The organism is Curtobacterium sp. YR515, from assembly GCF_900113095.1.
Lineage (GTDB): Bacteria > Actinomycetota > Actinomycetes > Actinomycetales > Microbacteriaceae > Curtobacterium.
In genome coordinates, this window is sequence record NZ_FOOD01000001.1 from 490,134 (window position 1) to 515,057 (window position 24,924).

The 24,924-nt window shown below is 71.5% G+C and carries 20 protein-coding genes; 3 read left to right on the forward strand and 17 right to left on the reverse strand.

What is annotated here, in order from left to right; genetic code table 11:
* Positions 1-19: 19 nt before the first annotated feature.
* Together hisS and BM028_RS18135 are read right to left on the reverse strand one after the other, a co-directional pair.
* A complete protein-coding gene (hisS, locus tag BM028_RS02315) occupies positions 20-1,264 on the reverse strand; it encodes a histidine--tRNA ligase (RefSeq protein WP_092384304.1) in 1,245 nt (414 codons plus the stop codon).
* 318 nt (positions 1,265-1,582) lie between these two features.
* Entirely contained in the window at positions 1,583-2,365 is a 783-nt protein-coding gene (locus BM028_RS18135) for a MazG family protein (protein WP_139219726.1), read from the reverse strand.
* Positions 2,366-2,486: 121 nt separating this feature from the next.
* Between BM028_RS18135 and nhaA the strand changes: the two genes are divergently transcribed.
* Positions 2,487-3,665: a Na+/H+ antiporter NhaA gene (nhaA, locus tag BM028_RS02325; protein WP_092384306.1), complete on the forward strand. Its 1,179-nt coding sequence runs from the start codon at positions 2,487-2,489 to the stop codon at positions 3,663-3,665.
* A gap of 214 nt (positions 3,666-3,879) precedes the next feature.
* Here nhaA and mfd read toward each other — a convergent pair whose 3' ends face one another.
* The 13 genes from mfd to BM028_RS02390 form a co-directional block, all read right to left on the reverse strand.
* Entirely contained in the window at positions 3,880-7,491 is a 3,612-nt protein-coding gene (gene mfd, locus BM028_RS02330) for a transcription-repair coupling factor (protein WP_092384308.1), read from the reverse strand.
* Positions 7,492-7,570: 79 nt separating this feature from the next.
* Entirely contained in the window at positions 7,571-8,155 is a 585-nt protein-coding gene (gene pth / locus BM028_RS02335; RefSeq protein ID WP_070416779.1) for an aminoacyl-tRNA hydrolase, read from the reverse strand.
* 30 nt (positions 8,156-8,185) lie between these two features.
* On the reverse strand, positions 8,186-8,818 hold the full coding sequence (locus BM028_RS02340) for a 50S ribosomal protein L25/general stress protein Ctc (RefSeq protein ID WP_070416780.1): 633 nt from the start codon (positions 8,816-8,818) through the stop codon (positions 8,186-8,188).
* Between the two features lie 278 nt (positions 8,819-9,096).
* Positions 9,097-10,473, reverse strand: a complete 1,377-nt coding sequence (locus BM028_RS02345) for an RbtT/DalT/CsbX family MFS transporter (protein WP_092384310.1) — start codon at positions 10,471-10,473, stop codon at positions 9,097-9,099.
* 321 nt (positions 10,474-10,794) lie between these two features.
* Entirely contained in the window at positions 10,795-11,778 is a 984-nt protein-coding gene (locus tag BM028_RS18400) for a hypothetical protein (RefSeq protein WP_092384312.1), read from the reverse strand.
* A 17-nt stretch (positions 11,779-11,795) separates the two neighbouring features.
* Complete coding sequence (gene manD / locus BM028_RS02355; protein WP_229086823.1) at positions 11,796-13,148, reverse strand: D-mannonate dehydratase ManD; 1,353 nt, start codon at positions 13,146-13,148, stop codon at positions 11,796-11,798.
* Positions 13,145-14,431 (reverse strand): mannitol dehydrogenase family protein, encoded by a 1,287-nt coding sequence (locus BM028_RS02360; RefSeq protein WP_092384314.1) that lies wholly within the window; start codon positions 14,429-14,431, stop codon positions 13,145-13,147. The genes manD and BM028_RS02360 overlap by 4 nt, the downstream gene beginning before the upstream one ends.
* Positions 14,428-15,315, reverse strand: coding sequence for a sugar phosphate isomerase/epimerase family protein (locus BM028_RS02365; protein WP_092384316.1), 888 nt, complete (start codon positions 15,313-15,315; stop codon positions 14,428-14,430). The genes BM028_RS02360 and BM028_RS02365 overlap by 4 nt, the downstream gene beginning before the upstream one ends.
* Positions 15,312-16,508 carry a Gfo/Idh/MocA family protein gene (locus tag BM028_RS02370; protein WP_071303149.1) on the reverse strand — a complete coding sequence of 399 codons (1,197 nt, stop codon included), beginning with the start codon at positions 16,506-16,508 and terminating at the stop codon, positions 15,312-15,314. The genes BM028_RS02365 and BM028_RS02370 overlap by 4 nt, the downstream gene beginning before the upstream one ends.
* A complete protein-coding gene (locus tag BM028_RS02375) occupies positions 16,505-17,341 on the reverse strand; it encodes a sugar phosphate isomerase/epimerase family protein (protein WP_092384318.1) in 837 nt (278 codons plus the stop codon). The genes BM028_RS02370 and BM028_RS02375 overlap by 4 nt, the downstream gene beginning before the upstream one ends.
* Positions 17,342-17,434: 93 nt before the next feature.
* Entirely contained in the window at positions 17,435-18,388 is a 954-nt protein-coding gene (locus BM028_RS02380; protein WP_175495959.1) for a carbohydrate ABC transporter permease, read from the reverse strand.
* The gene (locus BM028_RS02385; protein WP_092384320.1) at positions 18,385-19,416 is read right to left on the reverse strand and encodes a carbohydrate ABC transporter permease; all 1,032 of its coding nucleotides are present in this window, start codon (positions 19,414-19,416) and stop codon (positions 18,385-18,387) included. Before BM028_RS02385 ends, BM028_RS02380 begins: the two co-directional genes overlap by 4 nt.
* Positions 19,416-20,774 (reverse strand): ABC transporter substrate-binding protein, encoded by a 1,359-nt coding sequence (locus tag BM028_RS02390; protein WP_175495960.1) that lies wholly within the window; start codon positions 20,772-20,774, stop codon positions 19,416-19,418. The genes BM028_RS02385 and BM028_RS02390 overlap by 1 nt, the downstream gene beginning before the upstream one ends.
* A gap of 187 nt (positions 20,775-20,961) precedes the next feature.
* Between BM028_RS02390 and BM028_RS02395 the strand changes: the two genes are divergently transcribed.
* On the forward strand, positions 20,962-21,999 hold the full coding sequence (locus BM028_RS02395; protein ID WP_070416787.1) for a LacI family DNA-binding transcriptional regulator: 1,038 nt from the start codon (positions 20,962-20,964) through the stop codon (positions 21,997-21,999).
* Positions 22,000-22,010: 11 nt separating this feature from the next.
* Complete coding sequence (gene uxaC, locus BM028_RS02400) at positions 22,011-23,450, forward strand: glucuronate isomerase (RefSeq protein WP_092384915.1); 1,440 nt, start codon at positions 22,011-22,013, stop codon at positions 23,448-23,450.
* On the opposite strand, the gene BM028_RS02405 is transcribed toward uxaC, so the two are convergent.
* Both BM028_RS02405 and BM028_RS02410 read right to left on the reverse strand, forming a co-directional pair.
* Positions 23,440-24,024, reverse strand: a complete 585-nt coding sequence (locus BM028_RS02405) for a GNAT family N-acetyltransferase (RefSeq protein ID WP_092384322.1) — start codon at positions 24,022-24,024, stop codon at positions 23,440-23,442. The genes uxaC and BM028_RS02405 overlap by 11 nt on opposite strands.
* A complete protein-coding gene (locus tag BM028_RS02410; RefSeq protein WP_139219727.1) occupies positions 24,021-24,842 on the reverse strand; it encodes a sugar phosphate isomerase/epimerase family protein in 822 nt (273 codons plus the stop codon). The genes BM028_RS02405 and BM028_RS02410 overlap by 4 nt, the downstream gene beginning before the upstream one ends.
* Between the last annotated feature and the right edge of the window lie 82 nt (positions 24,843-24,924).

Sequence of the window (24,924 nt, forward strand, 5' to 3'; positions counted from 1 at the left end):
ACGGGCGACTGTGGAGAACTCACGCCAGCGGGCGGAACTCCACACCCTCGAGCGACTGCGTGTCGGCACCCACGGAGGCGAACGCGTCGAAGCCCTGCGCGACGAGTACCGCGAGCAGGTTCTTCATGTTCTTCGTGCGTCGCTCGAGCCGGACACGACGGTGCCCCTCGAGCGCTTCGGCCTTGAGCGCCGCGAGCCGGACCGGGTCGACGTCCTTGTCGTACACGAGCACGACGGCGTCGGACTCGGCGGACTCCGGGAGCGTGACGAGGTCGACGAGCCGCTCGAACCCGAGCGAGAACCCGACCGCGGGCACGTCCTGACCGAGGAACCGGCCGATCATGCCGTCGTAGCGCCCACCACCGCCGAGGCTGTAGCCGAAGTCGGGATGCGCGACCTCGAAGATCGTGCCCGTGTAGTAGCCCATGCCACGGACGAGCGTCGGGTCGAAGCGCAGGTCGACGCCCGGGAGCGCCGAGCGGAGCCGCTGCAGGTCCTCGAACGCGTCGGCGTCGAGCCACGTGGCTCCCCCGACGGCGTCCCAGTCGGCGGTCTCGAGCGTGCGGATCGTGTCCTCGAGCCCGGGGAGCTCGACGCCGACGGTCTCGCGGAGCTCTGCCGCCACGCCGTCCGGCCCGATCTTGTCGAGCTTGTCGATCGTGATGAGCGCACGGTCGGCCGCGGTCGGGTCGGTGATCCCCCACGACCCGAGGAGCGCCAGGAGGATCCGGCGGTCGTTGATCCGGATCGTGGTGCCCTGGACCCCGAGCGCGTCGAGGGCAGCGGTCGTCGCCCGGATGAGTTCGATCTCGGCGAGCTGCCCGGGCTCACCGAGGATGTCGATGTCGCACTGCACGAACTGCCGGTAGCGCCCCTTCTGCGGACGTTCGGCACGCCAGACCGGGGCGATCTGCACCGACCGGAACACCGACGGCAACTCGGCCCGGTGCGTGGCGTAGAAGCGCGCGAGGGGCACGGTGAGGTCGAACCGCAGCCCGAGGTCGGCGAGGTCGAGCGGCGCACCGGCGTGCTGCAGGTCCTCGGTGGAGAGCCCGCGCTTCATGACCGCGAACGCGAGCTTCTCGTTGTCGCCGCCGAGGCCCGAGTGCAGGCGGGCGGCGTCCTCGACGACCGGGGTCTCGATCTCGTCGAACCCGTGGCGCGCGTACACGTCGCGGATCACGCCCAGGACGTGCTCGCGCCGGGCCTTGTCTGCCGGGAGGAAGTCACGCATGCCACGGGGAGCCGTCACGGTCGGAGCCATGGATCGATTCTGGCAGATCGGCCTCCCCGGCTTGCACACGTTCCGACCGGCTGATATTCTTCATCCAGAACCTCGGTTCGACGGGTGCCTGATCCATCCGACGAACCGATCGCGTGGGCAACGTGCTGCAGTGTGCCCCGCGGTTCGAGTGGGCTGCTCCATCGGCACCGCATCCCTGGTGGTGCCGTCGGCCCACTCGCGGGCGTCCTCCTTTTTTCGGGTTGGGAGGACGCCCGCACTCCCCTCGCCCGCGCCCCCAGCGCCCCGCACCCGCACCGCACTCCGCGCACCCGCACCGCTCGGGTGCGGCGGGTGGCCTCACTCTCCGACGCGGCCGGCCGACTCCAGCTCCGCGACCGCAGCACGCAGACTCGCGATCGGGTCGATCCCGGTGCCACGCGCCTCCGCGATCATCGCGAGCACGGAGGTCCCCCACCCGGCATCCACGACGGCACCACCGGCGCCTTCCACCCGCACCTCCCGACCAGGACCCGTGTCCGGAACCGCACCCGCGTCCGGAACCGCACCCCCGGCCCTCGATCGCGCCCCCGCACCCGCAGCACCGGCGTCCGGGACGCCACCCGCGCCTCCCGACCGCGCCCCCGCGCCCGCCGCCGCGACGACGGAGGCGACGACCGCGTCGGAGTCCCCCCGTTCCTCCAGGCGTTCCAGCAGCTTCACGGCCCGCTCCATCGGCGGCATCGCCCGAGGGACCCCGTCGAAGACGCTCCGCCGCGACGACTTCTCCGCAGCCTTGGCCGCCCGCCAGACGCGCACGACGTCCTCCACGGTGTCCGCCCGCTCGTCCCCGAACACGTGCGGGTGCCGGCGCACCATCTTGTCCCGGGCGCCGGCGGCCACGTCCTCGAGGTCGAACGACTCCGCGAGTCCCGCATGGAGGACCACCTGGTAGAGCACGTCGCCGAGCTCCTCGCGGAGTTCGTCGTCGTCCCCGGAGTCGATCGCGTCGACCAGCTCGTACGACTCCTCGACCGCGTACCGCGCCAGCGAGGCGTGGGTCTGGGCGCGGTTCCAGACGCACCCTCCGGCGGGGTCGAGCAGGCGGTCGACGACGGTGACGAGGTCCGAGACGGCGGTCATGCGGTCATCGTGCCACGCAGCACACCGTGGACGCCGCCGAGGGTCGGCCGGTATGCTGTACGTGGCGTGTCGGGAAGTCTGGTCGACGATCTCCCACCCGACCCTTCTCCGACGGAGCTCCATGCCGGCAATCGTCCGTTCCCCCCGTTTCAGCGCCATCGCCCTGCTCACCGCGGCGATCCTCGGGCTCGTCGTGGCGAACTCGCCGCTCGGCCCTGGCCTCGAGCACCTCCTGCACGTGCGGGCCCCGTGGGGTGCGGTCGGACTCGACCTCTCGGTGTCGCACTGGATCAGCGACGGGCTGCTCGCGGTGTTCTTCCTGCTCGTGGCGATCGAGCTGAAGCACGAGCTCGTCGCCGGTGAGCTGTCGAACCCGAAGACGGCGGTCATCCCCGCAATCGCGGCGGTCGGCGGCGTGCTCGTCCCGGCGGGCATCTACCTCCTCGTGACCGAGGGGACGCCGTACGGGCACGGGTGGCCGATCCCGACCGCGACGGACATCGCCTTCGCACTCGGCGTCCTGGCGATGTTCGGTCGCGGGCTGCCCTCGACGCTCCGGGTGTTCCTGCTGGCCCTGGCGGTGCTCGACGACCTCATCGCGATCATCATCATCGCCGTCGTGTTCGCGCACGACACCGACTTCCTCGCGCTGGCCGGCGCCGTCGTCGTGCTCGCGCTCTTCTGGCTGCTCGGCAAGGCCTTGCGCCCCGGGCGTCCCGGCCAGGCCTGGGTCATCGCGGGCATGGTCGTGCTCGGTGTCCTGACGTGGTGGCTCGTGTACCACTCGGGCGTGCACGCGACGATCGCAGGCGTGGCGCTCGGGCTCGTCCTGCCGCGCCGCCCCGGGCACACGCTGCACGGCAACGTCGAGCCGTGGTCGAACGCGATCGTCCTGCCCGTGTTCGCCTTCGCGTCGGCCGCGGTGGTGGTGCCCGCCGTCGGCATCGGGGAGCTCTCGCCGACCTTCTGGGCGGTGGTGCTCGCGCTACCGGTCGGCAAGGTGATCGGCATCACGCTGTTCGGGGCTGTCGCGACCCGGATCTTCCGGGCGCCCGGCCGCTCGACGCTGTCGTTCTGGTCGATCGTCACGGTGGGGGTGTTGGGCGGGATCGGGTTCACGGTCTCGCTGCTCATGAACGAGCTCGCCTTCGCCCGCAACGAGGAGATCCTCGACGAGGGGGTGCTCGCCGTCCTCGTCGGCTCGGGCATCGCGATCGTGGCCTCCGCCGTCGTGGTCAGCCTGCGGGCGCGTCGGTACCGGGCGCGGCGGGAGCTCTCCGAGGCCGAGGCGACCGAGTAGCGGGGTCGCGCGGGGTCCGTGCGCGCGCCTGTTCCGACATTGCACGCGTCGATCGACCGGCGGAACGTCGGATGATGCGCACGGACGCAAGCGCCCGCCCACGCCGGCACGCACGCGCCCACGACGCGACCACCGACGGACGGGAGGCGCGGCGCCAGCTGGCACCGCGCCTCCCGTCCGTCGCCACGCACGCGCGCGGCGGCAGCCCGCCCGACTACGCCGCCGGCGTCTCCGCCGGCGCCTTCGACGCCCCGTACACGGCCGTCAGGATGCTCTCCACCCACTGGATGAGCGCAGCGTCCGGCAGGGTCTCACCGTGCGGCTTCGGCAGCGGGATGCTCGCCGCGTCCTGCTGCGGGAACCACCGGGCTCCAGGGAACATCCGCTTGAGCCGCACCTGCGCCGAGTCGGCGAGCTCCTTGCCCGCGACGCGCAGGTTCGACCCCATCACGACGACGTCGGAGAGTCCGACCTGCTGCGCCATCCGGCGGAGGCGCGAGACCTCGACCAGGGTGAGCACGGCCTGCGGCGGCTGGCCGTACCGGTCGGTGAGCTCGTCGAGGACCATGTCGATCCCCTCGGCCTGCGCCGCGGGGGCGGAGGCGGCGGAGAGCTTCTGGTACGCCTCGAGCCGGAGCCGCTCGGACTCGACGTAGTCGTCCGGGATGTGCGCGTCGACGGGGATCTCGAGCCGGAGCTCGGTCTGCCCCTCGGCGACGTCTCCGCGGAACTGCGAGACGGCCTCACCGATCATGCGCAGGTAGAGGTCGAACCCGACGCCCGCGATGTGGCCGGACTGCTCCCCGCCGAGCAGGTTGCCCGCCCCGCGGAGTTCGAGGTCCTTCATGGCGACCTGCATGCCCGCGCCGAGCTCGTTGTTCGCGGCGATGGTCTCGAGGCGGTCCTGTGCGGTCTCGGACAGGGGCTTCTCGGCGTCGTAGAGGAAGTACGCGTACCCGCGCTCACGCCCTCGGCCGACACGACCGCGCAGCTGGTGCAGCTGCGACAGCCCGTACTTGTCCGCCTTGTCGATGATGAGCGTGTTCGCGTTCGCGATGTCGAGGCCGGTCTCGATGATGGTGGTCGAGACGAGGACGTCGAACCGGCGCTCCCAGAAGTCGACCATCACCTGCTCGAGCGTCGACTCGGACATCTGCCCGTGCGCGACGGCGATGCGGGCGTCGGGGACGATCTCGGCGAGGTGCGCGGCGACGGACTGGATGTCCTTCACGCGGTTGTGCACGTAGAACACCTGCCCTTCGCGCAGGAGCTCGCGGCGGATCGCGGCGGCGACCTGCAGGTCGGACTGCGGCCCGACGAAGGTGAGGATCGGGTGGCGGTCCTCGGGTGGGGTGGCGAGGGTGGACATCTCGCGGATGCCGGTGACCGCCATCTCGAGCGAGCGCGGGATCGGCGTCGCGGACATCGCCAGGACGTCGACGTTCGTCTTGAGCTTCTTGAGCTGGTCCTTGTGCTCGACGCCGAACCGCTGTTCCTCGTCGATGATGACCAGGCCCACGTCCTTGAACTGGATGCCCTGCGACAGGATCCGGTGGGTGCCGATGACGATGTCGACCGTGCCGTCGGCGAGGCCCGCGATGGTCTCCTTCGACTCCTTCTCGGTCTGGAACCGGCTGAGGGCGCGCAGGTGCACGGGGAAGCCGGCGAAGCGCTCCTGGAAGGTCTCCATGTGCTGGCGCACGAGCAGCGTCGTGGGGACGAGCACGGCGACCTGCTTGCCGTCCTGCACGGCCTTGAACGCGGCGCGGATCGCGACCTCGGTCTTGCCGTAGCCGACGTCGCCGGAGAGCAGACGGTCCATCGGGATCGGCCGCTCCATGTCGCGCTTGATCTCGTCGATGGTGGTGAGCTGGTCGGCCGTCTCGGCGAACGGGAACGCCTCTTCCAGCTCGCGCTGCCACGGGGTGTCCGGGCCGAACGCGTGCCCCTTCGACGCCATCCGCGCGGAGTAGAGCTTCACGAGGTCGACGGCGATGTCGCGGACGGCCTTGCGCGCCTTCGACTTCGCCGAGGCCCAGTCCGAGCCGCCCATCTTCGACAGGGTCGGGGACTCGCCGCCGACGTACCGCGAGAGCTGGTCGAGCTGGTCGGTCGGCACGAAGAGCTTGTCGCCCGGGTACCCGCGCTTCGACGGCGCGTACTCGAGCACGAGGTACTCGCGCTGGGTCTTCACCGCGTTGCGCCCGCCGGAGCTCACCTCGCGCGAGACGAGCTCGACGAACTTGCCGATGCCGTGCGTGGCGTGCACGACGACGTCCCCGGGCTTGAGCTGCAGCGGGTCGACGACGTTCTTGCGCCGGCTCGCGAGCTTCTTGACGGTGCGCGCGCCCTGCTGGACGCTGCGGCCGTAGAACTCGGCCTCGCTGAGGACCGCGATGCGCGGATCCGGGGTGGCGAAGCCGTGCTCGACGGTGGCGGTCGTGACGACGGCGACGCCGGGCTCGGGAGGCGCGGTGACGGTTTCGGCACGGGCGGCGACCCCCGCGTCGGCGAGCACCTGCACCGCCCGTTCGACCAGTCCCTGGCCCTGGGCGGTCACCACGACGGCCCACCCGTCGTCGGTGAGTTGCTTCACGTGCGCGATCGCACCGTCCGCGCTGCCGGCGAAGCTCGGGATCGCCTCGGCCCGGACGCGGATGTAGTCGCCCGCCTCGGCCACGGCTTCGGCGTCGGTGAGCACGCGCTCGGCGTCGCCCTCGTCCAGCCCGGAGTCGAACGGCGAGACCGTCCACCAGGTGCGCTGCCCACGGCCGTTCTTGAGCTGCTGGACGGTGAGGAAGTTGCCGGCGTCGAGGTCGATCGGCGCCTGCGCACCCGCGACCGCGGCGCTCCAGGCGGCCTGGAGGAACTCGGTGTTCGTCTCGGCGAGGCTGTGCGCGCGGCCGCTCACCCGCTCGGGCGAGAACACCGCGATGACGGAGTCGTCCGGCAGGTAGTTCGTGACCGGCACGAGGTCCTGCACGAGCGCGGGGGCGAGGGACTCCATGCCCTCGACCGGGATCCCCTCGGCGATCTTCGCGAGCATCTGGGAGAGGTTCGGGAACTCGTGCAGCATCTCGCGCGCCCGCTGCCGGACGTCGTCGCTCAGCAGGAGTTCGCGCGAGGCCGTGAGCTCGACGGAGCCGAGGTCGTCGTCGGTGGTGCGCTGGTCGGCGACGGAGAAGGCCTTGATCGCCTCGATCTCGTCACCGAAGAAGTCGACGCGGACCGGGTGGTCGGCCGTCGGCGGGAAGACGTCGAGGATGCCGCCGCGCACGGCGAACTCACCGCGGCGGGTGACGAGGTCGACCCGGGCGTACGCCATGTCCACGAGCTGCCCCGCGATGGTGCCGAGGTCGTTGCCGCGGGACTCGGTGCGGAGGGCGATCGGCGCGAGGGAGGTGAGGTTGCCCGCGATCGGCTGCAGCGCCGCTCGGACGCTCGCCACCACCACGGTCGTGCGGCGCTGGGCCACGGGCGCGTCTTGCCACGCGGCGAGCTTCCGGAGGGTCGCGATGCGCGTGCCGACGGTCTGCGCGCTCGGGCTGAGCCGTTCGTGCGGCAGGGTCTCCCACGCGGGGAACTCGAGGACCTCGGCATCGGGGAGGTAGCTGCCGACCGATGCGCGGACGGCCTCGGCCTCGCGCCCGGTGGCCGTGATCACGAAGACGCACTGCGGCCCGGTGCGTTCGGCCAGCAGGGCGCCGAGCAGCGGCACGCGCAGACCGTCGACGACCGAGAAGTCGGCGTCACGGGGAGCGGCACGGAGGACGCGATCGAACGCGGAGGCGCGCGAGAGCGCAGGGATGATGCCCGAGATCGTCACTCAGGAGATGGTACCGGCCACCACTGACACCGGCCGCTGTGTGCGCGACCGGCGAACGCACGGCACCGGGCAGCGCCGCTCAGGACGGGGCGTGCACGCGCTGCTGTGCGGCGAGGAGCCCGAGGTCCGCGATCGCCTCGACCGCGTCCGCGCCGTCCGCCAGCAGGTTCGGCAGCGTCTTCTTCTCGGTCGGCGAGAAGTCACGCAGCACGTAGTCGGCCGGGTCCTGGCGCCCGGGGGGTCGGCCGATGCCGATCCGCACGCGGGTGAACTCGTTGGTCCCCGTGGCCTTGATGATGTCGCGCAGGCCGTTGTGGCCGCCGTGCCCGCCACTGCCCTTCAGGCGGACGGTGTCGAACGGCAGGTCCAGCTCGTCGTGCACGACGACGAGGTCGGCCGGGGTGGCGCTGTAGAACCCGAGCACGCTCGAGACCGGGCCACCCGAGGTGTTCATGAACGACCCGGGCTTGGCGAGCACCAGGCGGGGTCCCCCTGGAACCAGGCGCCCCTCGGCGACCTGGTTCGGGGTCTTGTGCTTCTTGAACGTCGCGCCCATGCGAGCGGCGAGTTCGTCGAGGACCATCTGGCCGACGTTGTGACGGTTGCCCGCGTAGCCGGGCCCGGGGTTCCCGAGCCCGACCACGACGAGCGTCTTGCCTGTCATCAGCGTCGGCCAGATGTCCGCGAAGGGGTGTTACTCGCCGTCGACCGGGGCGGAGCCGCCCTCGGCACCGGCCTCGGCGCCCGCCTCGGCAGCGGCCTCGTCGGCGGCGTCGTCGTCGGCGGTGCCACGCGGGGTGACGATCGCGACGACGAGTGCCTCGGCGTCGGTCTCGAGCTCGGCGCCCTCGGGGAGCTGGAGCTGCGAGGCGTGGATCTGCGTGCCGTCCTCGAGGCCCTCGACGTCGACGACGACGTGCTCGGGGATGGAGGTGGCGAGCACCAGGAGCGAGACCGTGTTGAGGTCCTGCACGTGGATGGTGCCGGAGAAGGACTCGCCCTCGACGACGACGGGCACGTCGACCGTGACCTTCTCGCCGCGGCGCAGGACCACGAGGTCGATGTGCTCGATGATCTGGCGCACCGGGTCACGCTGGACGTCCTTGACGAGGGCGAGCTGGGCCGCACCCTCGATGTCGAGGTCGACGACCGCGTTGGCGGTGCGGACGAGCAGCATGGTCTCGTGGCCGGGCAGCGTGATGTGCTTCGGCTCGGTGCCGTGGCCGTAGACGACCGCGGGGATCTTGTCGGCGGCACGGAGCTTGCGAGCAGCGCCCTTGCCGAACTTGGTGCGGACTTCCGCTGCGAGCTTGGTGTAGTCGGCCATGGTGTCTCCTGGTCTCGGGGACGACACCGGGGTGCCGGCATCGTGGGGGTCTGTGGTGTTGCAACTCGAACGCGTGCACGCGTGAGGAACGTTCCCAAGCTGGGCCGGGTCTCCCACCGCGTCGATCACGGCCGCGCATGCGCGGCCCTCGCCGAAGTCAGTCACCGAGTCTAGCAGGACCGATCCGGGCGTGTCGCACCGTGCCCTGGACGTCGGTACAGGCGGCCTGGAGGCGCGGTGCGGGCCCGCACCGCGCCTCCAGGCCGCAGGTGGTCGCGTCAGTGGCCTGCCACTTCGGCGCCCTTCGGCACCTTGAGGAAGGACAGCACCACGAAGGCGAGCACGTAGAGGCCGACGAACGTCCAGACGACGCCGCCGGGGCCGCCCCAGGGCAGCACGGCGCTGACGACGGCGTTGCCGAGGAACGTCGCACCACCCGCCGCGGTGGCGTACATGGCCATCGCGGCGCCACGGCGCTCCTCGCCGGCGAAGGCGGGGACGATCGCGCCCATCGGCGTGAACCCGGCGAGCATGATGCCGAACACGGTGCCGGCGGCGGTCGCCAGCCAGAAGCCCCACTCGGACCCGGCCGGCACGAGGTGCGGGACGTACCACCACGCGAGCAGGCCGATCGCCGAGGCGCCGATGCCGAACCACTTCACGGTGCGGATCCACCCGATGCGGTCGCCGAGGGCGCCGAAGAACGCGTTGAACAGGATGTTGCCGGCGTAGACGATCACGGTCATCGTCAGCCACTTCGACTGGCCCCAACCGAGTTCGGTGCCGATGATCGCGGGCATGATCACGAACATGCCGAACTCCGGGGCGGTGTTCACGAGCCGGATGAGGACCGCGAGCAGGACCTTCGGGCGCTTGACGCAGACCTCGATGCCGCTCGCGATCACCCGGGCGGCGGAGTGCGAGCGCGGCGCGATCCGACCGAGGCCCGTCGGCTCGTGCACGCCGAACCGGACGATCGCCCAGCCGACCGCGACGAGGAGCAGCGACAGCGCCATCGACCAGGTCTCCCCGGTGTGGCCGCCGCCGAACGCGGGGATGGTGCCGATCGCGATGAGCGAGCCGAGCGTCGGCAGGCCGCCGGTGAACACGACGTAGAACCAGCCGACGGCGGTGGCGTTCCGCTCTCGGGCGACCGTGTGGTTCACCCAGCAGAGGAACGAGAACGCGAACAGCGGGAAGCCGAGGCCCCGCAGGAAGTACGTCAGCGCGATGAGGCCGACCGACCCGGTGGGCAGTGCCGCGAGGAACGCGACCTGGAACACGACCCAGAGCACGGCGCCGATGGTCATCACCCGGCGCGGGCCCCAGAGCTCCGACAGCACGCCGGCGAAGTACGACGCGACGAGGACCGCGACGCCGTAGAGGCCGATCACCATCGCGGCGCTGTCGACCCCGCCGGAGCCGAGCGCCGCCGCGATGTGCGGGGAGATGAAGTTCGACTCGATGCCGTCGCCGGTCATGAAGACCAGGACGCCGAGGAAGCCCCAGCGCAGCGGGTGCGGGATGCCGAGGCGGGCGAGGAGTCCCTCGCGGGCGGCGGCGGCCGGCGGTGGCGCGGCGGTGCCGGATTCGGGAGCGGTGACGCCGTTCGGGGGCGTGAGAGTGGTGGTGCGGGCGGTGCGGGGTTCCGACATGTGTCGTCTCTCCTGGAGGGGCCCCGGAGTGCTCGACCCGGCATCGCGGCATGTCTCCGGGGTGCGCCGCGCGCCGTGCAGCCCCTCACCCGCGCAGGGGCTGCGGGTGGGGTGCTGCGTCGGCGATGATGCGAGTCCTGTACCCGGGCCGCCCGGTGCTGTCGTCGGGGCGGACCCGGCGGACCATCGCCGGCCCGAAGCATGGTGCCCGAGATTAGACCGCTCCAACGCAGTCCGTCAAGAACGACAACTGTTGGGTAACGATGTGGGCTCCGGGGCCGCTCGAGGGGTACTGGTCAGTCCGTGTCGGACGGGCTCCGGTCAGCGGCCGACCTCGCGTCGGTGGTGCTGGGCGGCCGCGAGGAGCTCGCGGGCTCGGTCGCTCGTGGTCTCGGCGTCGTCGCGGGCGTGTTCGAGTCGCGTGACCTCGGCGGTGGCCTCGGCGAGCTGGCGTTCGAGGTCGGCCCGGCGGGCCTCGGCGGTCGCGAGGGCGTCCTCGGCCGCGTCGAGTGCGGCGTCGGCGTCGCGGGACTCCGTCCGCGCGGCCGTCTCGGCCTCGCGCGCTGCGCGGCGTTCGGCGGCCGGGTCGGTCGCGGGTGAGGAGTCCGGGGCAGGCTCGGGCTCGCGGTCCGGCTCGCGGCCCGGCTCGCGGTCCGGCTCGCGGCCCGGCTTGCGGTTGGGCTCGTGGTCCGGCCTGCGTTCGGGCTTGCGGTCGGGCTTCCGGGAGGCGCGGGTCGTCCCCGCCGCGCGTCTCCCCTCCGTGATGGGGATCGGCGCCGCGCCGCTCCCCGACCACGCATCGGGCACCGCATCCGGATCGGCGAGCGCCCCGTCGAGGTCCACGTCGTCGAACCCGGCGCTCTCGAGCGCGCGGACGAGGAGCCCGGAGCGCACCGCGGCACCGGCGTGCGGGTCCGCCATCGCGGCCTCGATCGTCGCCCGCACCTGGTCGAGCACGGCCGGCGTCACCGGGTGCCCGGCATCGGACGCGAGGTCGGCACCGGCCTGGGTGAGCGCGTCGACCACGCCCGCTCGCTGACGCCGGAGCTTCCGGATGACGGCCGGGTCGGCGTCCGCCTGTGCCTGCCGGATGGCGGGTCCGAGGTCGACGGCCTCGTCCAGTGCACCCTCGTGCGCCAGCAGGTCGATGACCCACGCGGCCGGCGCGGGCTTCCGGAGGCCGCCGATCGCCGTCGCGAGGGTACGGTCGTCCTTCCGGACCGCCCGCTGACGCGCCGACCGCTCGGCGACGAAGTCCGCGGGCGCGACGAGGAGCAGTTCCCTCGCCACGTCCGCGAACCCCATGCGGCCCAGCTTGCCCGCTACCAGTCGTGGACGGTGCCGTCGGCGAGGCGGTTGAAGGGCAGGTACGCCTGCTCGTAGGGGTACTTGCCCGCTTCGTCGACGTCGAGCGAGACCCCGAGGCCCGGCTCGTCGCCGGGGTGCAGGTACCCGTCGGTGAAGGTGAAGGTCTGCCGGAACACCTGGTTCGTCTTCGGGCCGTGCTGCATGTACTCCTGGATGCCGAAGTTGTGGATCGCCAGCCCGAGGTGCATCTGCGCCGCGAGGCCCACCGGTGAGATGTCGGTCGGCCCGTGGAACCCGGACTTGATCTGGTACATCGCGGCGTAGTCCATCGTCTTCTTGAGCGGGGAGATGCCGCCCATGTGGGTCACGGCGCCGCGGACGTAGTCGATGAGCTGGTCGCGGATGATGTCCTTGAAGTCCCAGATCGTGTTGAAGACCTCGCCGATCGCGAGCGGCGTCGTGGTGTGCTGCCGGACGAGCTTCAGGGCCTCTTGGTTCTCGGCCGGGGTGCAGTCCTCGAGCCAGAACAGGTCGTACGGCTCGAGCGACTTGCCGAGCTTCGCCGCCTGCAGCGGGGTCATCCGGTGGTGGCCGTCGTGCAGCAGGGGCAGTTCGGGGCCGAACTCGTTCCGGACGGCCTCGAACACGGTGGGCACGTGGCGCAGGTACGCCCGGGTGTCCCAGTCCTCCATCGCGGGGAACGCACCGCGCTGCGCGGGCTCGAAGTCGTAGCGGACGCCCTCGTTCCCCGTCGTCGTCTTGTTCGACGCGATGCCGTAGATCGACTCGAGGCCGGGGACGCCCGTCTGCACGCGGATCGAGCGGTAGCCCTCGGACTGGTGCTCACGGATGGAGTCGAACAGCTCCGGCAGCTCCTTGCCCGAGGCGTGGCCGTACGCCATCAGCCCGGTCCGGGAGGCGCCGCCGAGCAGCTGGTACACGGGCATCCCCGCGACCTTGCCCTTGATGTCCCAGAGCGCCATGTCGACCGCGGCGATCGCGGCCATGGTGACCGGACCCCGCCGCCAGTACGACGAGCGGTAGAGGAACTGCCAGGCGTCCTCGATCCGGCTCGCGTCGCGGCCGACCAGCAGCGGCACGACGTGCTCGGACAGGTAGGTGGCGACGGCGAGCTCACGACCGTTCAGGGTGGCGTCGCCCAGCCCGGTGACGCCGTCGGCGGTGGTGAGCTTCAGCGTCACGAAGTTGCGGTTCGGGCTCGTGACGATGACCTCGGCGCGGTCGATCAGCTGCCCACGGTCGGCCGACGCCCACGTGTCCGGACGTCCGGCGGTGGGGTCGGTCGCCGCGCCGGCGTCAGTCGCACCCGGCACCGGGGCCGCGGGGTTCGTCGTGGTGTCGGTCATGCGTGGACTCCTTCGTCGGTTCTCGTGCGCTCCGCGGTGTCCCGCGCGGCACGGATGCGGTCGGCCGCGGCGGTGATCGCCGCGACGACGGGGGTGGTGTCGAGGTCGGGGGCGATGACGCGCAGCACGTCGTGCACGTCCGAGTCTGCCCCGGGGGCTCCGTCGTCGCTCACCAGGTCGGGCTGCTCGGTCAGGTGCAGCCACCACGCCGCGATGGCGGTCGCGGCACCGGGACCGATGCCCGCGGACGGGTCGCGGTCCAGTCGGTGCCGGAGCACGTCGACCACGCGGACGGGGAGCTTCTCGGAGCCGCCGGCGGCGATCTGCCGGAGGGTGTGCCGGATCCGGGGGTTCGCGAACCGGTCGACCAGGGCGTCGCGTGCCGCGGCGACCTCGGCCGCGGGCAGTGGGAGCTCGAGCGCCGCTTCGTCCCAGAGCTGCTCGACGGCCGCCCGGCAGACGGGGTCGCCCATCGCGGACGCGACCGTGTCGTGGCCGAGCTGCAGGCCGAGGTACGCCAGCAGTGAGTGGGACCCGTTCAGGAGCCAGAGCTTCCGCTGCTCGTACGGGGTGACGTCGTCGACGATGCGGACGCCGGCGGTCTCCCACGCCGGACGGTCGATCCCCGCGAAGCCGTCCTCGAGCACCCATTCCGCGAAGGGTTCGGTGACCACGGGCACCCGGTCGCCGTCGAGCGCACCGGGCAGCTCCGCCAGCGCCGCCACGTCGTCGTCGGTCGTGGCCGGGGTGATCCGGTCGACCATCGACGAGGGGAACGAGACGTTCGCGTCGACCCAGTCCTGCAGCGCCGGGTCGGACACGGCGGACGTCACCGCGTCACGGAGCACGTCGCCGTTGTGGGTCAGGTTGTCGAGGCTGACGAGCGCGATGCGCCCCGACCCCGCGGCGCGGCGGGCCTCGAGCCCCTCGACCAGGCGGGCCGGGACGTCGGAACCGGACCGGTAGCCCTGCTCGGTGACCGTCAGCGTGACGACGGTGGTCGCCGGGGACGCGACCACGTGCCTCCAGGTCGAGGAGTCGCTGCCCGGGTGGGCGGCCACGATCGTGTCGACCACCTCGGCGTCGTCGCCCGAGGCGGCCCGGGTGACGAGCGTGTACCGGCACCCCTGGGCCTGCAGCGCGTCGGCCGTGTCCGGCGAGCGTCCGGTGAAGGCGGTGATGCCCCACGGCTCGCCGTCGGCGTGCGCCGTGTACCAGGCGAGGTGGGCGCGCGCGAACGCACCCACCCCGAGGTGCACGATGCCGGGTCGGCGATCGGTCATGCCGACACCGGTACGAGGGACCGCAGGTACGCCAGGTTGTCGGCGGTGCGGGCCTCGAGCGGGAGGTCGGTGGAGAAGTCCTCGATCGTGACCCAGCCGTCGTAGCCGACCTGGCGGAGCGCGTCGAGGTACTCGGAGACGGACGCCTGGCCGGTGCGCAGCGGTGCCCACTCGTTCTGCCAGATCGTGCTGCCGTCGGCCCGGGTGTCGCCGGTGTCGACCCAGCGGGCGTTCTTCACGTGCGCGTGGGCGAGGTAGGGGCCGAGGAGCTCGAACGCGGCGAGGTGGTCCTCGTGTCCCTCGATCACGAGGTTGCCGAGGTCGTGGATGACGCCGACGTGCTCCGGGTCGAGGCCGTCGACGAGCCGGAGCGCCGCCGACGCCGAGGGCGTGATCGTCATGTGGTGCAGCTCGACGAGCGCCTTCACGCCCAGCTCGGTCGCACGCGAGACGGCCCACTCGAGGTCCGCCCGGGTGCGGTCGAAGATCTGCGTGTAGGTCTCGCCGGTGCGCTCCTTCTCCTGCCGGTACATCGGCATCGAGACGCGGACCTGGCGGGCGCCGAGCTCGCTCGTGACACGCAGCATGGTGTCGACGCCGTCACGGTTCGACGCCTGCTGGTACCCGCCGATGCCGGAGTACTCCAGCCCGGCGGCGTCGGTGGTGCGGGCGATCTCGCCGACCTGGTCCTCGATGCCGGTGAACTGCCACGTGGAGTTGTTGCCGGCCCAGAACGAGCGCCCGGCGGGCACGGCCTCGCCGGAGGCCGGACGGTCGTCGACGATGCGCCACTCGATGCCGTCCCAGCCCTGCTCGGCGAGCGTCTGCGCGGCCTGTGACGGGGTCCAGTCGGGGGTGGAGGCGGTGAACACGGAGAACTTCATCGGGTGGCTCCTTCTGCTGCGTGTGCGCCGACGACGGGGACGACGTCGTCGTACGCGCCCTCGATCACGTCGTCGATCCGGACGGGCTTGCCGAGCGTCGCGCTGACGTAGAGGCCGCGGACGGTGGCGAGGGACACGAGGGCCGCGTCGACCGTGACGCCGGGTTCGCGGCCGTCGCGGATCGCCTCGACGATGTCGGTGTACTGCCGGGCGTGACCGGCGGCGAAGTGGTCGGGTTCGGCCGGACCGCCGACGACGTGCTCCGGCGGGACGACCTCGTCCTTCTGGTCGACCGCACCGGCGACCGCCGTGGCGTTCGCGGTGGTGGACGCGGACTCGAGCGTCGCCGCGTCGGGGGCGATGTGGAAGTACGCCAGGCGGTCGTCGTCGACGATCGCGGACCCGTGCGTGCCGTAGACGGCGTACCGGGCGGAGAGGCCCGGGTACGCGGCGGTCGTGCAGTGGATGACGCCGAGCGCTCCCCCGGCGAACCGGACGGTGGCGACCGCGGTGTCCTCGACCTCGATCCGGTCGTGCGCGAGCAGGCCGGTCTGCGCCGAGATCTCGACCGGACGGCCGAGCGCCCAGACGAGCAGGTCGACGGTGTGCACGCCCTGGTTCATCACCGCGCCGCCGCCGTCGAGCGCCCAGGTGCCGCGCCAGTCGCCGGAGTCGTAGTAGCCCTGCGAGCGGTACCAGGCGACGCTCGCGAGGCCGGAGGTCACGGTGCCGAACCCGCCGTCGTGGGCGGCTGCTGCGACCGCGGCGGAGGCCGGGTCGAAGCGGTGCTGGCTGATGACGCTCGTCACCAGTCCGCGCGCTCGTGCGGAGGCGGCGAGCGCGGCGATCTGCCGTGCGCGGGGCATCGTGGTGTCGAGGGGCTTCTCGATGACGACGTGCTTGCCGGCGGCGAGGGCGGCCTCGGCCAGCTGGACGTGCATGCCGGACGGCGAGCAGATCGCGACGACGTCGATGTCGGTCTGCGCGATCGCTTCCTCGATGGTGGACGTCGTGATGGGGCGGGTGACGCCCATCGCCTCGATCTCGTCGGCGGCGCTCGTGGCCGCTGCGGGGATCGCGTCGACGAGGGCGACGACCTGCAGGTCGGGGTGATGGACGGCGACCTTGGCGTGGTGGCGTCCGATGACGCCGGCGCCGACGACGGCGAGCTTGAGCGGGGTGGGTTCGGTCATCGCAGGGTGACTCCGATCTGGTCGGTGAGCTTCCGGAGGGCACGACCGGCGCGGCCGAACGCCGCGGGGCCGGAGAACCCGCCGAGGTGGGTGAAGTCGCTGAGGTGCGGCTCGAGCGAGGCGTAGCCGGAGTACCCGGCGTCGCGCAGCGCGGTGAGGGTCTGCAGCAGTTCGCCGTCGCCCTCACCCGCCGGGACGACCGACGAGTCGGCGGCGAGGGCGTCCTTGACCTGCAGGTAGTCGACGTACGGCGCGAGCTGCGCCCATCCGTCGGTGAACGGCTTGACGCCGCACTGCACGTAGTTCGCGTTGTCCCAGGCGAGTCGGAGCGCGGGCGAGCCGACGCTCTCGACGATGTCGAGCACGCGCGAGGGGACGTCGCCGTAGATGTCCTTCTCGTTCTCGTGCAGCAGCGTCACGCCCTCGCGCTCGGCGAGGTCGGCCAGAGCGCGCATCCGCACGAGGACGTCGTCGCGGACGTCCTCGGGCTGCCGGCCCTCGAAGTAGAACGAGAAGATCCGGATGTTCGTGGTGCCGAGGGCGTGCGCGGCGGCGATCGCGCGGCCGAGTCGTCCGACCTCGTGCTCGACGGGCTCGTCGACCGACACCTTGCCGATCGGCGAGGCGATGGCGGACACGGTTTGCCCGCGTTCCTCGAACAGGCGGTGCAGGCCGGCGAGCTGGTCCTCGTCGAGGTCGACGACGTTCACCCCCCACGCGCTGCGGACCTCGATGGCGCTGGCGCCGAGCGCCTGCAGCACCGCGACCTGGATCGCCGGATCGGCGTCGATCTCGTCGCCGAAACCGGAGAGTTCCCAACTGGGCTGGGTCATTGCATTCCCTTCATGCGACCAGCCTGGAGGCGCGGGGCGGGCTGGCACCGCGCCTCCAGGCAGTCTGTGGACAAGTCGGCAGACTGCACAGCGCTACTTGACGGAGCCGGCGGTGAGACCGCCGACCAGGTAGCGCTGGAAGATCAGGTAGAGCGCCACGACCGGGACCGCGCAGACGATCGACGCGGCCATCATCTGGCCGTAGATCGGGACGGCGCCGCCCTCCTGCGTGGTGCCGAGGACCTGCAGGACGACCGCCACCGTGCGGGTGTTGGGGGTCGTCATGATCGTCGAGAACAGGACGTCGTTCCAGCCGAGCAGGAAGGCGAAGATCGCCGACACGACGATGCCGGGCCACGAGAGCGGCAGGACGATCTTCGTGAGGATCTTGGTGCTGGACGCGCCGTCGATGCGGGCGGCCTCCTCGAGTTCCTTCGGCAGGCCGCGCAGGTACGTGACCATCACCCACGTCGAGAACGGCAGGGCGAACGTCAGGTAGGTGACGAACAGGCCCCAGCGGGTGCCGATGATCTGCACGCCGGTGGCGCTCGCGATGTTCGAGAACACCACGAACACGGGCAGGAGCAGGAGCGTGCCGGGGATCGACTGCAGCGCGAGCAGGCCGCGGAGGAACGTCAGGCGTCCGAGGAAGCGGAACCGGACCAGCACGTACGCGGTGGAGACGGCGAGCGCCGCACTCGCGACGGCGACGGCACCGGCGGTGAGCATCGAGTTCACGAGCCCCTCGCCGAGTGCGACCGTCGACCAGATGTCCACGTAGTTCGCGAGCGTGAACTCCGAGGGGAAGTACTCGCCCCGGGCCACCGCGACGTCGGAGTTGACCGACCCGAACAGGATGTAGAGCACGGGGACGGCGATGAACGCGATGATCACCGCGATCACGAGGATGAGCAACCAGCGCGGCAGGAGCCGGGTGACGTCGGTGTCGTACGGGCGCTTGTGCCGACGGCCGCGGTCGCCGGCGGTGATGCTCTCGGTCAGCGTCGCCGTGGGGCGGGTCCGCGTGGCGGTGGTGAAGGCGCTCATGCTCGGGCTCCGTCGATGTCGGCGGCAGCGGCAGGGGTCGCTGCCGCGAGGGTGCGCCGGTCGGCACGACGCTGCTTGCGGTTGGGGCCCGCGTCGTCACCGGTGTCGAGCTTCACGGCCCGCAGGTAGACGAACAGCGGGATCGCGACGATCACGAGCGAGCAGATCGCCATCGCCGCGGACAGACCGAAGCGGAACGACTGGAAACTCGCGATGTACGTGAGGACGGGCATGACCTCGACGCTCGACGGCAGCGGGATGCCGAACAGCACGAACGGGAGGGTGAAGTTGTTGATGTTGTGCAGGATCGCGATGATCACCGCGAGGCTCAGGGGTCCGCGCAGGTACGGGAAGATGATGTAGCGGAGCTTCGCCCACCAGGTCACCCCGTCGAGTGCGGCGGCCTCGTGCACCTCGTTGTCGACCGCCTGCAGTCCGGCGAGGGAGAGCAGGTAGACGAACGGCCAGCTCGTCCAGATCATCACGCCGGCGAGCGCCCAGTACGACGCGGAGCCGTTCAGCCAGAGCACGTCGGTGTGCAGGATCGAGTTCACGACGCCCTGCGGCTGGAGCATCGTCCGGAAGAACGTGCCGACGACGAAGGCGGGGAGCACGTACGGGATGAGGTAGATCGACCGGACGAGTCCGCGACCGGGGAACCGGTTCTGCGTCGAGATCGCCGCGGCGACGCCGATCGGGACGGTGACCGCGGTGACGAGCACCGAGATGGACACCGAGATCCAGATCGAGTGGAGCAGGGGCGAGTCCGTGAACGCCTCGGCGAAGTTCGCGAACCCGACGAACGGAGCGCTGAACCACTGGCGGAGCGTGTACTGGTCGAGGTCGAGCATCGCGATGTAGAAGCCCACGAGGAGCGGCACCACGATGACGGCGAGCATGAGGACGCCGCCTGGGAGGAGCATCCAGAGGGGACGCTCCCGCTTGTAGAGCGGGGTCGTGCCGTGCGGACGGACCTCGCGGTCCCGCGGCTCGGTCGCGCGCGGCGCGGGGGTCTGGACCTGCGTCATCACAGGCCTCCGTTCTTCTGCCGGTCGAGCGTGGACTGGGCGTCCTTCTGGGCGTCCTGCAGACGCTTCCGGAGCTGGTCGTCGGTGACCTCACCGCTCTTCAGCGACGGGATGGACTGCACGACGACGTCCACGAGGGAGAGTTGGATGTCCGACCAGGCACCGGTGAAGGCGGTCGGCTTCGAGAGCTTGCCGGCGTCGATGATCGGCTTGAGCTGGGGGTTCGCCGCCGCGAGTTCGGCCGCGGCGTCGGAGTTCGTCGGCAGGTTGCCGAAGAGCTTGTAGTACTCGAGCTGCGCCTTGGGCGTGCTGAGCTGCTTGATGAAGTCGAACGACAGGTCCTGCTTCTTGCCGTAGTCGGCCACGACCCAGTTGTCGCCGGAGAGGATGCTCGCCGCCTCGATGCCGCCGGACGGACGCGTCGTCGCTCCCGGGGGCACCGTCGGCAGGAGTGCGAACTCGTACTTGCCGTCGACGGGGGTGTTCTTGAACGAGTTGATCGCGGTGGTGGTCGTCATCGGGAAGAACGCCGCCTTGCCCTCGGTGAACTGTGCGAGGGCCTGGGCGTTGTTCCACCCGATCGCGGCCTTGTCGACGACGCCGTCCTTGGTGACCCAGTCGAAGTAGGTGCGGTAGGCGTTCTCGACGGCCTTGGAGTCGATCTCCGCCTTGCCGTCCTTCGAGACGATCGTGTTGCCGGCGTTCTGCGCCATGCCCCAGACGAACTTCCACGGGTCGAAGCCGTCGGCGTAGGCGATCGCCAGGCCGTGTCGGCCGCCCGTGGTGGTGGCCTTGGCGTCCTCGGTCAGCTGGTCCCAGGTCGTGGGCATCTCCGTGATCCCCGCGTCGGCGAGCAGGTCCTTGTTCACCGCCATCACGAACGGTCGGCTGGCGAACGGGATGCCGATCTGCTTCGAGGTGCTCGGTCCGGAGATCCCGAAGGACGCGGGGTCGAACTGGTCCTTGCCCCCGACGGCCTTCCACTCCTTCGAGCCCATCTCGACGAAGGCGCCGGTGGCGTACGCGGTCGGCGTGAACGTGCTGCCGATCGCGTACACGTCCGGACCCTGCCCCGAGATGACGCTGGTCTGGATGGCGGTGAGCTCCTCCTGGGCGGACGAGTACGTCTCCCACTGGACGTTCGCACCGGTGGTGCGCTTGAACTCAGCGGCGACGTCCTGCTGCCACTGCTTGCGTTCCTTGGGGTAGGTGGTGTCCGCGCCCATCATGACGCGGAGGGTGTTCGGGTCGTCGCCGCTGCCGTTCACCACGGCGCATCCCTGGAGGGACAGCGCGGCGAGGGCGACCACGGCCGCGGCACCGATCACGGTGCGGGCATGAAGTCTTCGCGTGTTCACGGGGGTTTCCTCCTCGAGACCTCCTCCGGGCGGCACTGCCCGGTCGATCCACTGTCCCGCGGTTGGCAACATGCGGCAATCGGTTGCCACTTGTTGCCAGACCGGTTTACGTTCGCTGCACCGGCGCACCGAGGCACCGGCAGACCGCACCGGCGCACCGACGCGCAAGCCGGACGACGGAGGAACCGTGACCGACACCGACACCGCCCGGCGGGTGACCATCCGCGACATCGCCGACGCCACCGGTGTGGCGCCGTCCACGGTGTCCCGGGCGCTCTCCCTGCCCGACCGTGTGAACCAGGCGACGCAACAGCGCATCCAGCAGGCCGCCCGGGAACTCGGCTACGTCCCGAACTCGCAGGCCCGGGCGCTCACGTCCGGCCGGACCCGCGCGGTCGCCGTGCTCGTGTCCGACATCACGAACCCCTTCTACTTCGACGTCATCCGCGGGACGCAGCACCAGCTCGCCGGTGCCGGGTGGACGCAGCTCCTCGTCGACACCGAGGAGTCCGCCGACGCCGAGATGGCCGCCCTCAGCGCGATCGCCGGGAAGGCCGACGGGGCCGTGCTCACCGCGTCGCGACTGTCCGACGCGCAGATCGCCCGGTTCGCCGAACGCACCCCGCTCGTCGTGGTGAACCGCCGGCCCGCCGGGGTCCCCTCCGTGCTCATCGACACCCCCGGCGGGGTCGAGCAGGCCGTGCAGCACCTGGTGTCCCTCGGTCACCGGGACATCCTCTACGTCGCCGGCCCGGACAGCTCGTGGTCGAACGAACGCCGGTGGAAGGCCCTCGTCCGCGTCGCCAAGCGCCTCGGCGTGCGGGTCGGCCGCGTCGGGCCGCACGCGCCGTTCGTCGATTCCGGAGCAGCGGCCGCCGACGCCGCCGTGCACGCCGGTGCCACCGCCTGCATCGCGTTCAACGACCTCATCGCGATCGGCATGCTCGCCAGACTCCGGGAGCGGGGCGTCCGCGTCCCCGAGGACATGAGCATCGTCGGCTGCGACGACATCTTCGGCGCGGACTTCTGCAACCCCCCGCTCACCACGATGACGTCGCCGATCGAGCGCGCCGGCCGGGTCGCGATCCGGATGCTCCTCGGACGGCTCGGCGCGATCCCCGCCGACGAACTGCCCGGCGAGCACATGAGCGGCGCGGTCGCGCTGCCGACCCACCTCACCGTCCGCGAGTCCACCGGTCCCGCACCCGTCCCCCACGCGTCATGAAGGAGTCGACGATGACCCAGACCACCACCGCCACACCGCTCGCCCCGCACCCGGACCGGCTCTTCGCAGCCGACCCGGGAGCGCGAGCGGTCGCCCGCACGGTCTACGACGCCGTCAAGGACGCGCCGATCATCTCCCCCCACGGGCACGTCGACGCCGCCCTCATCGCGGACGACCAACCGTTCGAGGACCCCGCGTCGCTGCTCATCACGCCGGACCACTACGTCCTGCGGCTCCTGCACGCGAACGGTGTCGGACTGGAGGCGCTGGGTCGCGTCGACCTGTCGGGAACCGGCACCGTGCCTCCAGGACGATCCATCTGGCGGAACCTGGCCGAGCACTGGGACGACTTCCTCGGCACTCCCGTCCGCTACTGGTTCGAGACGGAGCTGCACGACGTCTTCGGACTGACGGAGCAGCCGTCGGCCGCGAACGCGGACGCCCAGTACGACCACATCGCCGAGCTCCTCACCACGCCCGCGTTCCGTCCGCGCGCCCTGTTCGACGCCTTCGGCATCGAGGTCCTCGCGACCACGGACGCGCCCACCGCCGACCTCGCCGCGCACGCGCGGCTCGCCGCCGACCCCACCTTCACCGGCCGGGTGGTCCCCACGTTCCGCGCGGACGCCGTGTTCGACCCGTCGGGGTCGGACTGGAGGCACGTGGTCGCGTCGATCGGTGAGGCCGCCGGCATCGACACGGGAACCCACGACGGGCTGTTGGCGGCTCTGCGCGCACGTCGCCAGTACTTCGTCCAGCACGGTGCCACCGCCACGGACACCGGGGTCCTCGACGCCGGGTCCACGCCGCTGTCGGCCTCGGAGCGCTCGCGGATCCACACGGCCGCGATGCAGGGTCCGTCCGCTGTGACCGCGTCGGAGGCCGTCGCGTACCGGCACGACATGCTCTACCGGTGGGCCGAGATGAGCGTCGAGGACGGTCTCGTCATGCAGCTCCACCCCGGTGTGCTGCGGAACCACCACGCCCCCACGCTCGAGCGCTTCGGGCCGGACACCGGGCACGACCTGCCCGCGGTCGGGTCCTTCACCGAACCGCTGCGGCCGCTGCTCGAGTCGTTCGGGACCGCGCCGGGGTTCCACCTCGTGCTCTTCACCGTCGACGAGACCGTGTTCTCCCGCGAGATCGGCCCGCTCGCTGGCTTCTACCCCGCCGTGTACGCCGGCGCTCCCTGGTGGTTCATCGACACCCCCGCGGCGATCGGCCGGTACCGGGCGGCCATCACCGACTCGGCGTCGTTCACGAAGACCTCGGGGTTCATCGACGACACCCGGGCGTACTGCTCGATCCCGGCGCGGCACGACATGGCTCGTCGAGCGGACGCGGCCTACCTGGCGTCGCTCGTGGTGACGCACGAGCTGTCCGAGGAGGACGCGGTACGGACGGCGCGTCGGATCGTGTCGGACATCCCGAGGGCGACGTTCAAGCTCTGAGGCGCTTGCGCACGAGCACGCGGGGGAAACCGTTCAGGACGGACGTCGTGTCCGCCGCGTGCTCGAACCCGGCGTGCTCGAACAGTGCGCGGGTCCCGACGTACGCCATCGTCAGGTCGACCCGCTCGCCGCGGTTGTCGACGGGGTACCCCTCCACCGTGCGGGCGCCGTGCTCGCGGGCGAAGTCGACCGCGCCCGCCAGGAGCGCGTGCGAGATGCCCTCGCCCCGGTGGCCCGGCCGCACCCGGATGCACCAGACGCTCCACACGCTCCGGTCGCCCGGGTCGTCGAGGTGCGGGATCTTCCGGTTCCGCGCGAACGTGGTGTCCGGACGGGGGTGCACCGCGGCCCACCCGACGACCTCGTCGCCGTCGTACGCCAGGACCCCGGGCGGCAGGTCCTCGTCGAGGAGCACCCGGACGCGATCTCCACGGGCCGTGCCGCTGAGGGCCTGGTTCTCCTTCGCCGGGATCCGGTAGCTCAGGCACCAGCACACGTTCGCGTCCGGACGCTTCGGACCGACCATGGTGCGGACGTCGTCGAAGGACGTCGCGGGACGCACCTCGATCGTCATGCCACGAGCATGGCACCCGATCGTCGGAGGAGTTCGAGCGATCGGCCGATCTCCTGTTCGGCGGTCGCGCTGTCCGGCGACCAGTTGCACTCGAGTGAGACCGGACCGCGGTAGCCGCCGTCGTGCACGGCCGCGAGGAAGTCGCGCCAGACGTCGTCGCCGCCCTCGGCACCGAGCGGGCGACGGTCGCGATCGCTGACGTGCACGTGGCCGATGCGGGCGCCGTGCTCCCGGAGGACGTCGAGCGACTCCCCCTCGTTCCGGATGTGGAACAGGTCGGCGACGACGTCCACCCCGTCGACGGCCGCGTCGTCCAGGAACCGGACGGTCTCGGCGACGGAGTGCAGGACGTTCGTCTCCGAGCGGCTCAGCGGCTCGAGCACGATGCGGAGGTCGTTCGCCGCGGCGGTGTCCCGGGCCGTGCGGAGCACCTCGGCGAAGCTGCGGTGCGCCTCGGCCGCGGGCATGCCGTCGGGTGCCGTGCGGGCGGTGCCCGAGCCGAACACGATCTTCGCGCCCGGGTCGGCGACGGAGTGGACGATCGGGAGGACGGCCTCGAAGTAGTCCCGGACCGCGTCGGGATCGGCGGTCAGCAGCGGGAGGTCACCGGGGACGAGGATCGCGAAGGACGGGAAGCGGTCGCCGGCGTAGCCGTCGTCGAGCACCCAGCCGCCGCCGTGGTCGTGGCCGCCGCCGTGGTCGTTCGGCCGGATCGCCAGGTTGCCGGCGATCGTCGGCTCCACGTGGTCGGCGCCCGCGCGACGGACGGCCTCGGTCAGTGCTGCTCCGGCGACGACGCCGAATCCGGTGAACGACATGGGGTCCATGCAACTCGGGGTGCGGCGGTCCGGCAGTCGTTGCCGTCCGTTGCCACGGGTCCGGTCAGTGCCGTTCGGCGTC

Coding starts and splice junctions, on each gene's coding strand:
- BM028_RS18400 (WP_092384312.1), bottom strand. CDS start 11,778: ATGGGGTTCGCGGACGTGGCGAGGGAACTGCTCCTCGTCGCGCCCGCG.
- nhaA (WP_092384306.1), top strand. CDS start 2,487: ATGCCGGCAATCGTCCGTTCCCCCCGTTTCAGCGCCATCGCCCTGCTC.
- BM028_RS02385 (WP_092384320.1), bottom strand. CDS start 19,416: ATGACGCAGGTCCAGACCCCCGCGCCGCGCGCGACCGAGCCGCGGGAC.
- BM028_RS02365 (WP_092384316.1), bottom strand. CDS start 15,315: ATGAAGTTCTCCGTGTTCACCGCCTCCACCCCCGACTGGACCCCGTCA.
- BM028_RS02370 (WP_071303149.1), bottom strand. CDS start 16,508: ATGACCGAACCCACCCCGCTCAAGCTCGCCGTCGTCGGCGCCGGCGTC.
- BM028_RS02375 (WP_092384318.1), bottom strand. CDS start 17,341: ATGACCCAGCCCAGTTGGGAACTCTCCGGTTTCGGCGACGAGATCGAC.
- BM028_RS18135 (WP_139219726.1), bottom strand. CDS start 2,365: ATGACCGCCGTCTCGGACCTCGTCACCGTCGTCGACCGCCTGCTCGAC.
- pth (WP_070416779.1), bottom strand. CDS start 8,155: ATGACAGGCAAGACGCTCGTCGTGGTCGGGCTCGGGAACCCCGGGCCC.
- uxaC (WP_092384915.1), top strand. CDS start 22,011: ATGACCCAGACCACCACCGCCACACCGCTCGCCCCGCACCCGGACCGG.
- manD (WP_229086823.1), bottom strand. CDS start 13,148: ATGACCGACACCACGACGAACCCCGCGGCCCCGGTGCCGGGTGCGACT.
- BM028_RS02340 (WP_070416780.1), bottom strand. CDS start 8,818: ATGGCCGACTACACCAAGCTCGCAGCGGAAGTCCGCACCAAGTTCGGC.
- BM028_RS02380 (WP_175495959.1), bottom strand. CDS start 18,388: ATGAGCGCCTTCACCACCGCCACGCGGACCCGCCCCACGGCGACGCTG.
- BM028_RS02405 (WP_092384322.1), bottom strand. CDS start 24,024: ATGACGATCGAGGTGCGTCCCGCGACGTCCTTCGACGACGTCCGCACC.
- hisS (WP_092384304.1), bottom strand. CDS start 1,264: ATGGCTCCGACCGTGACGGCTCCCCGTGGCATGCGTGACTTCCTCCCG.
- BM028_RS02410 (WP_139219727.1), bottom strand. CDS start 24,842: ATGTCGTTCACCGGATTCGGCGTCGTCGCCGGAGCAGCACTGACCGAG.
- BM028_RS02345 (WP_092384310.1), bottom strand. CDS start 10,473: ATGTCGGAACCCCGCACCGCCCGCACCACCACTCTCACGCCCCCGAAC.
- BM028_RS02360 (WP_092384314.1), bottom strand. CDS start 14,431: ATGACCGATCGCCGACCCGGCATCGTGCACCTCGGGGTGGGTGCGTTC.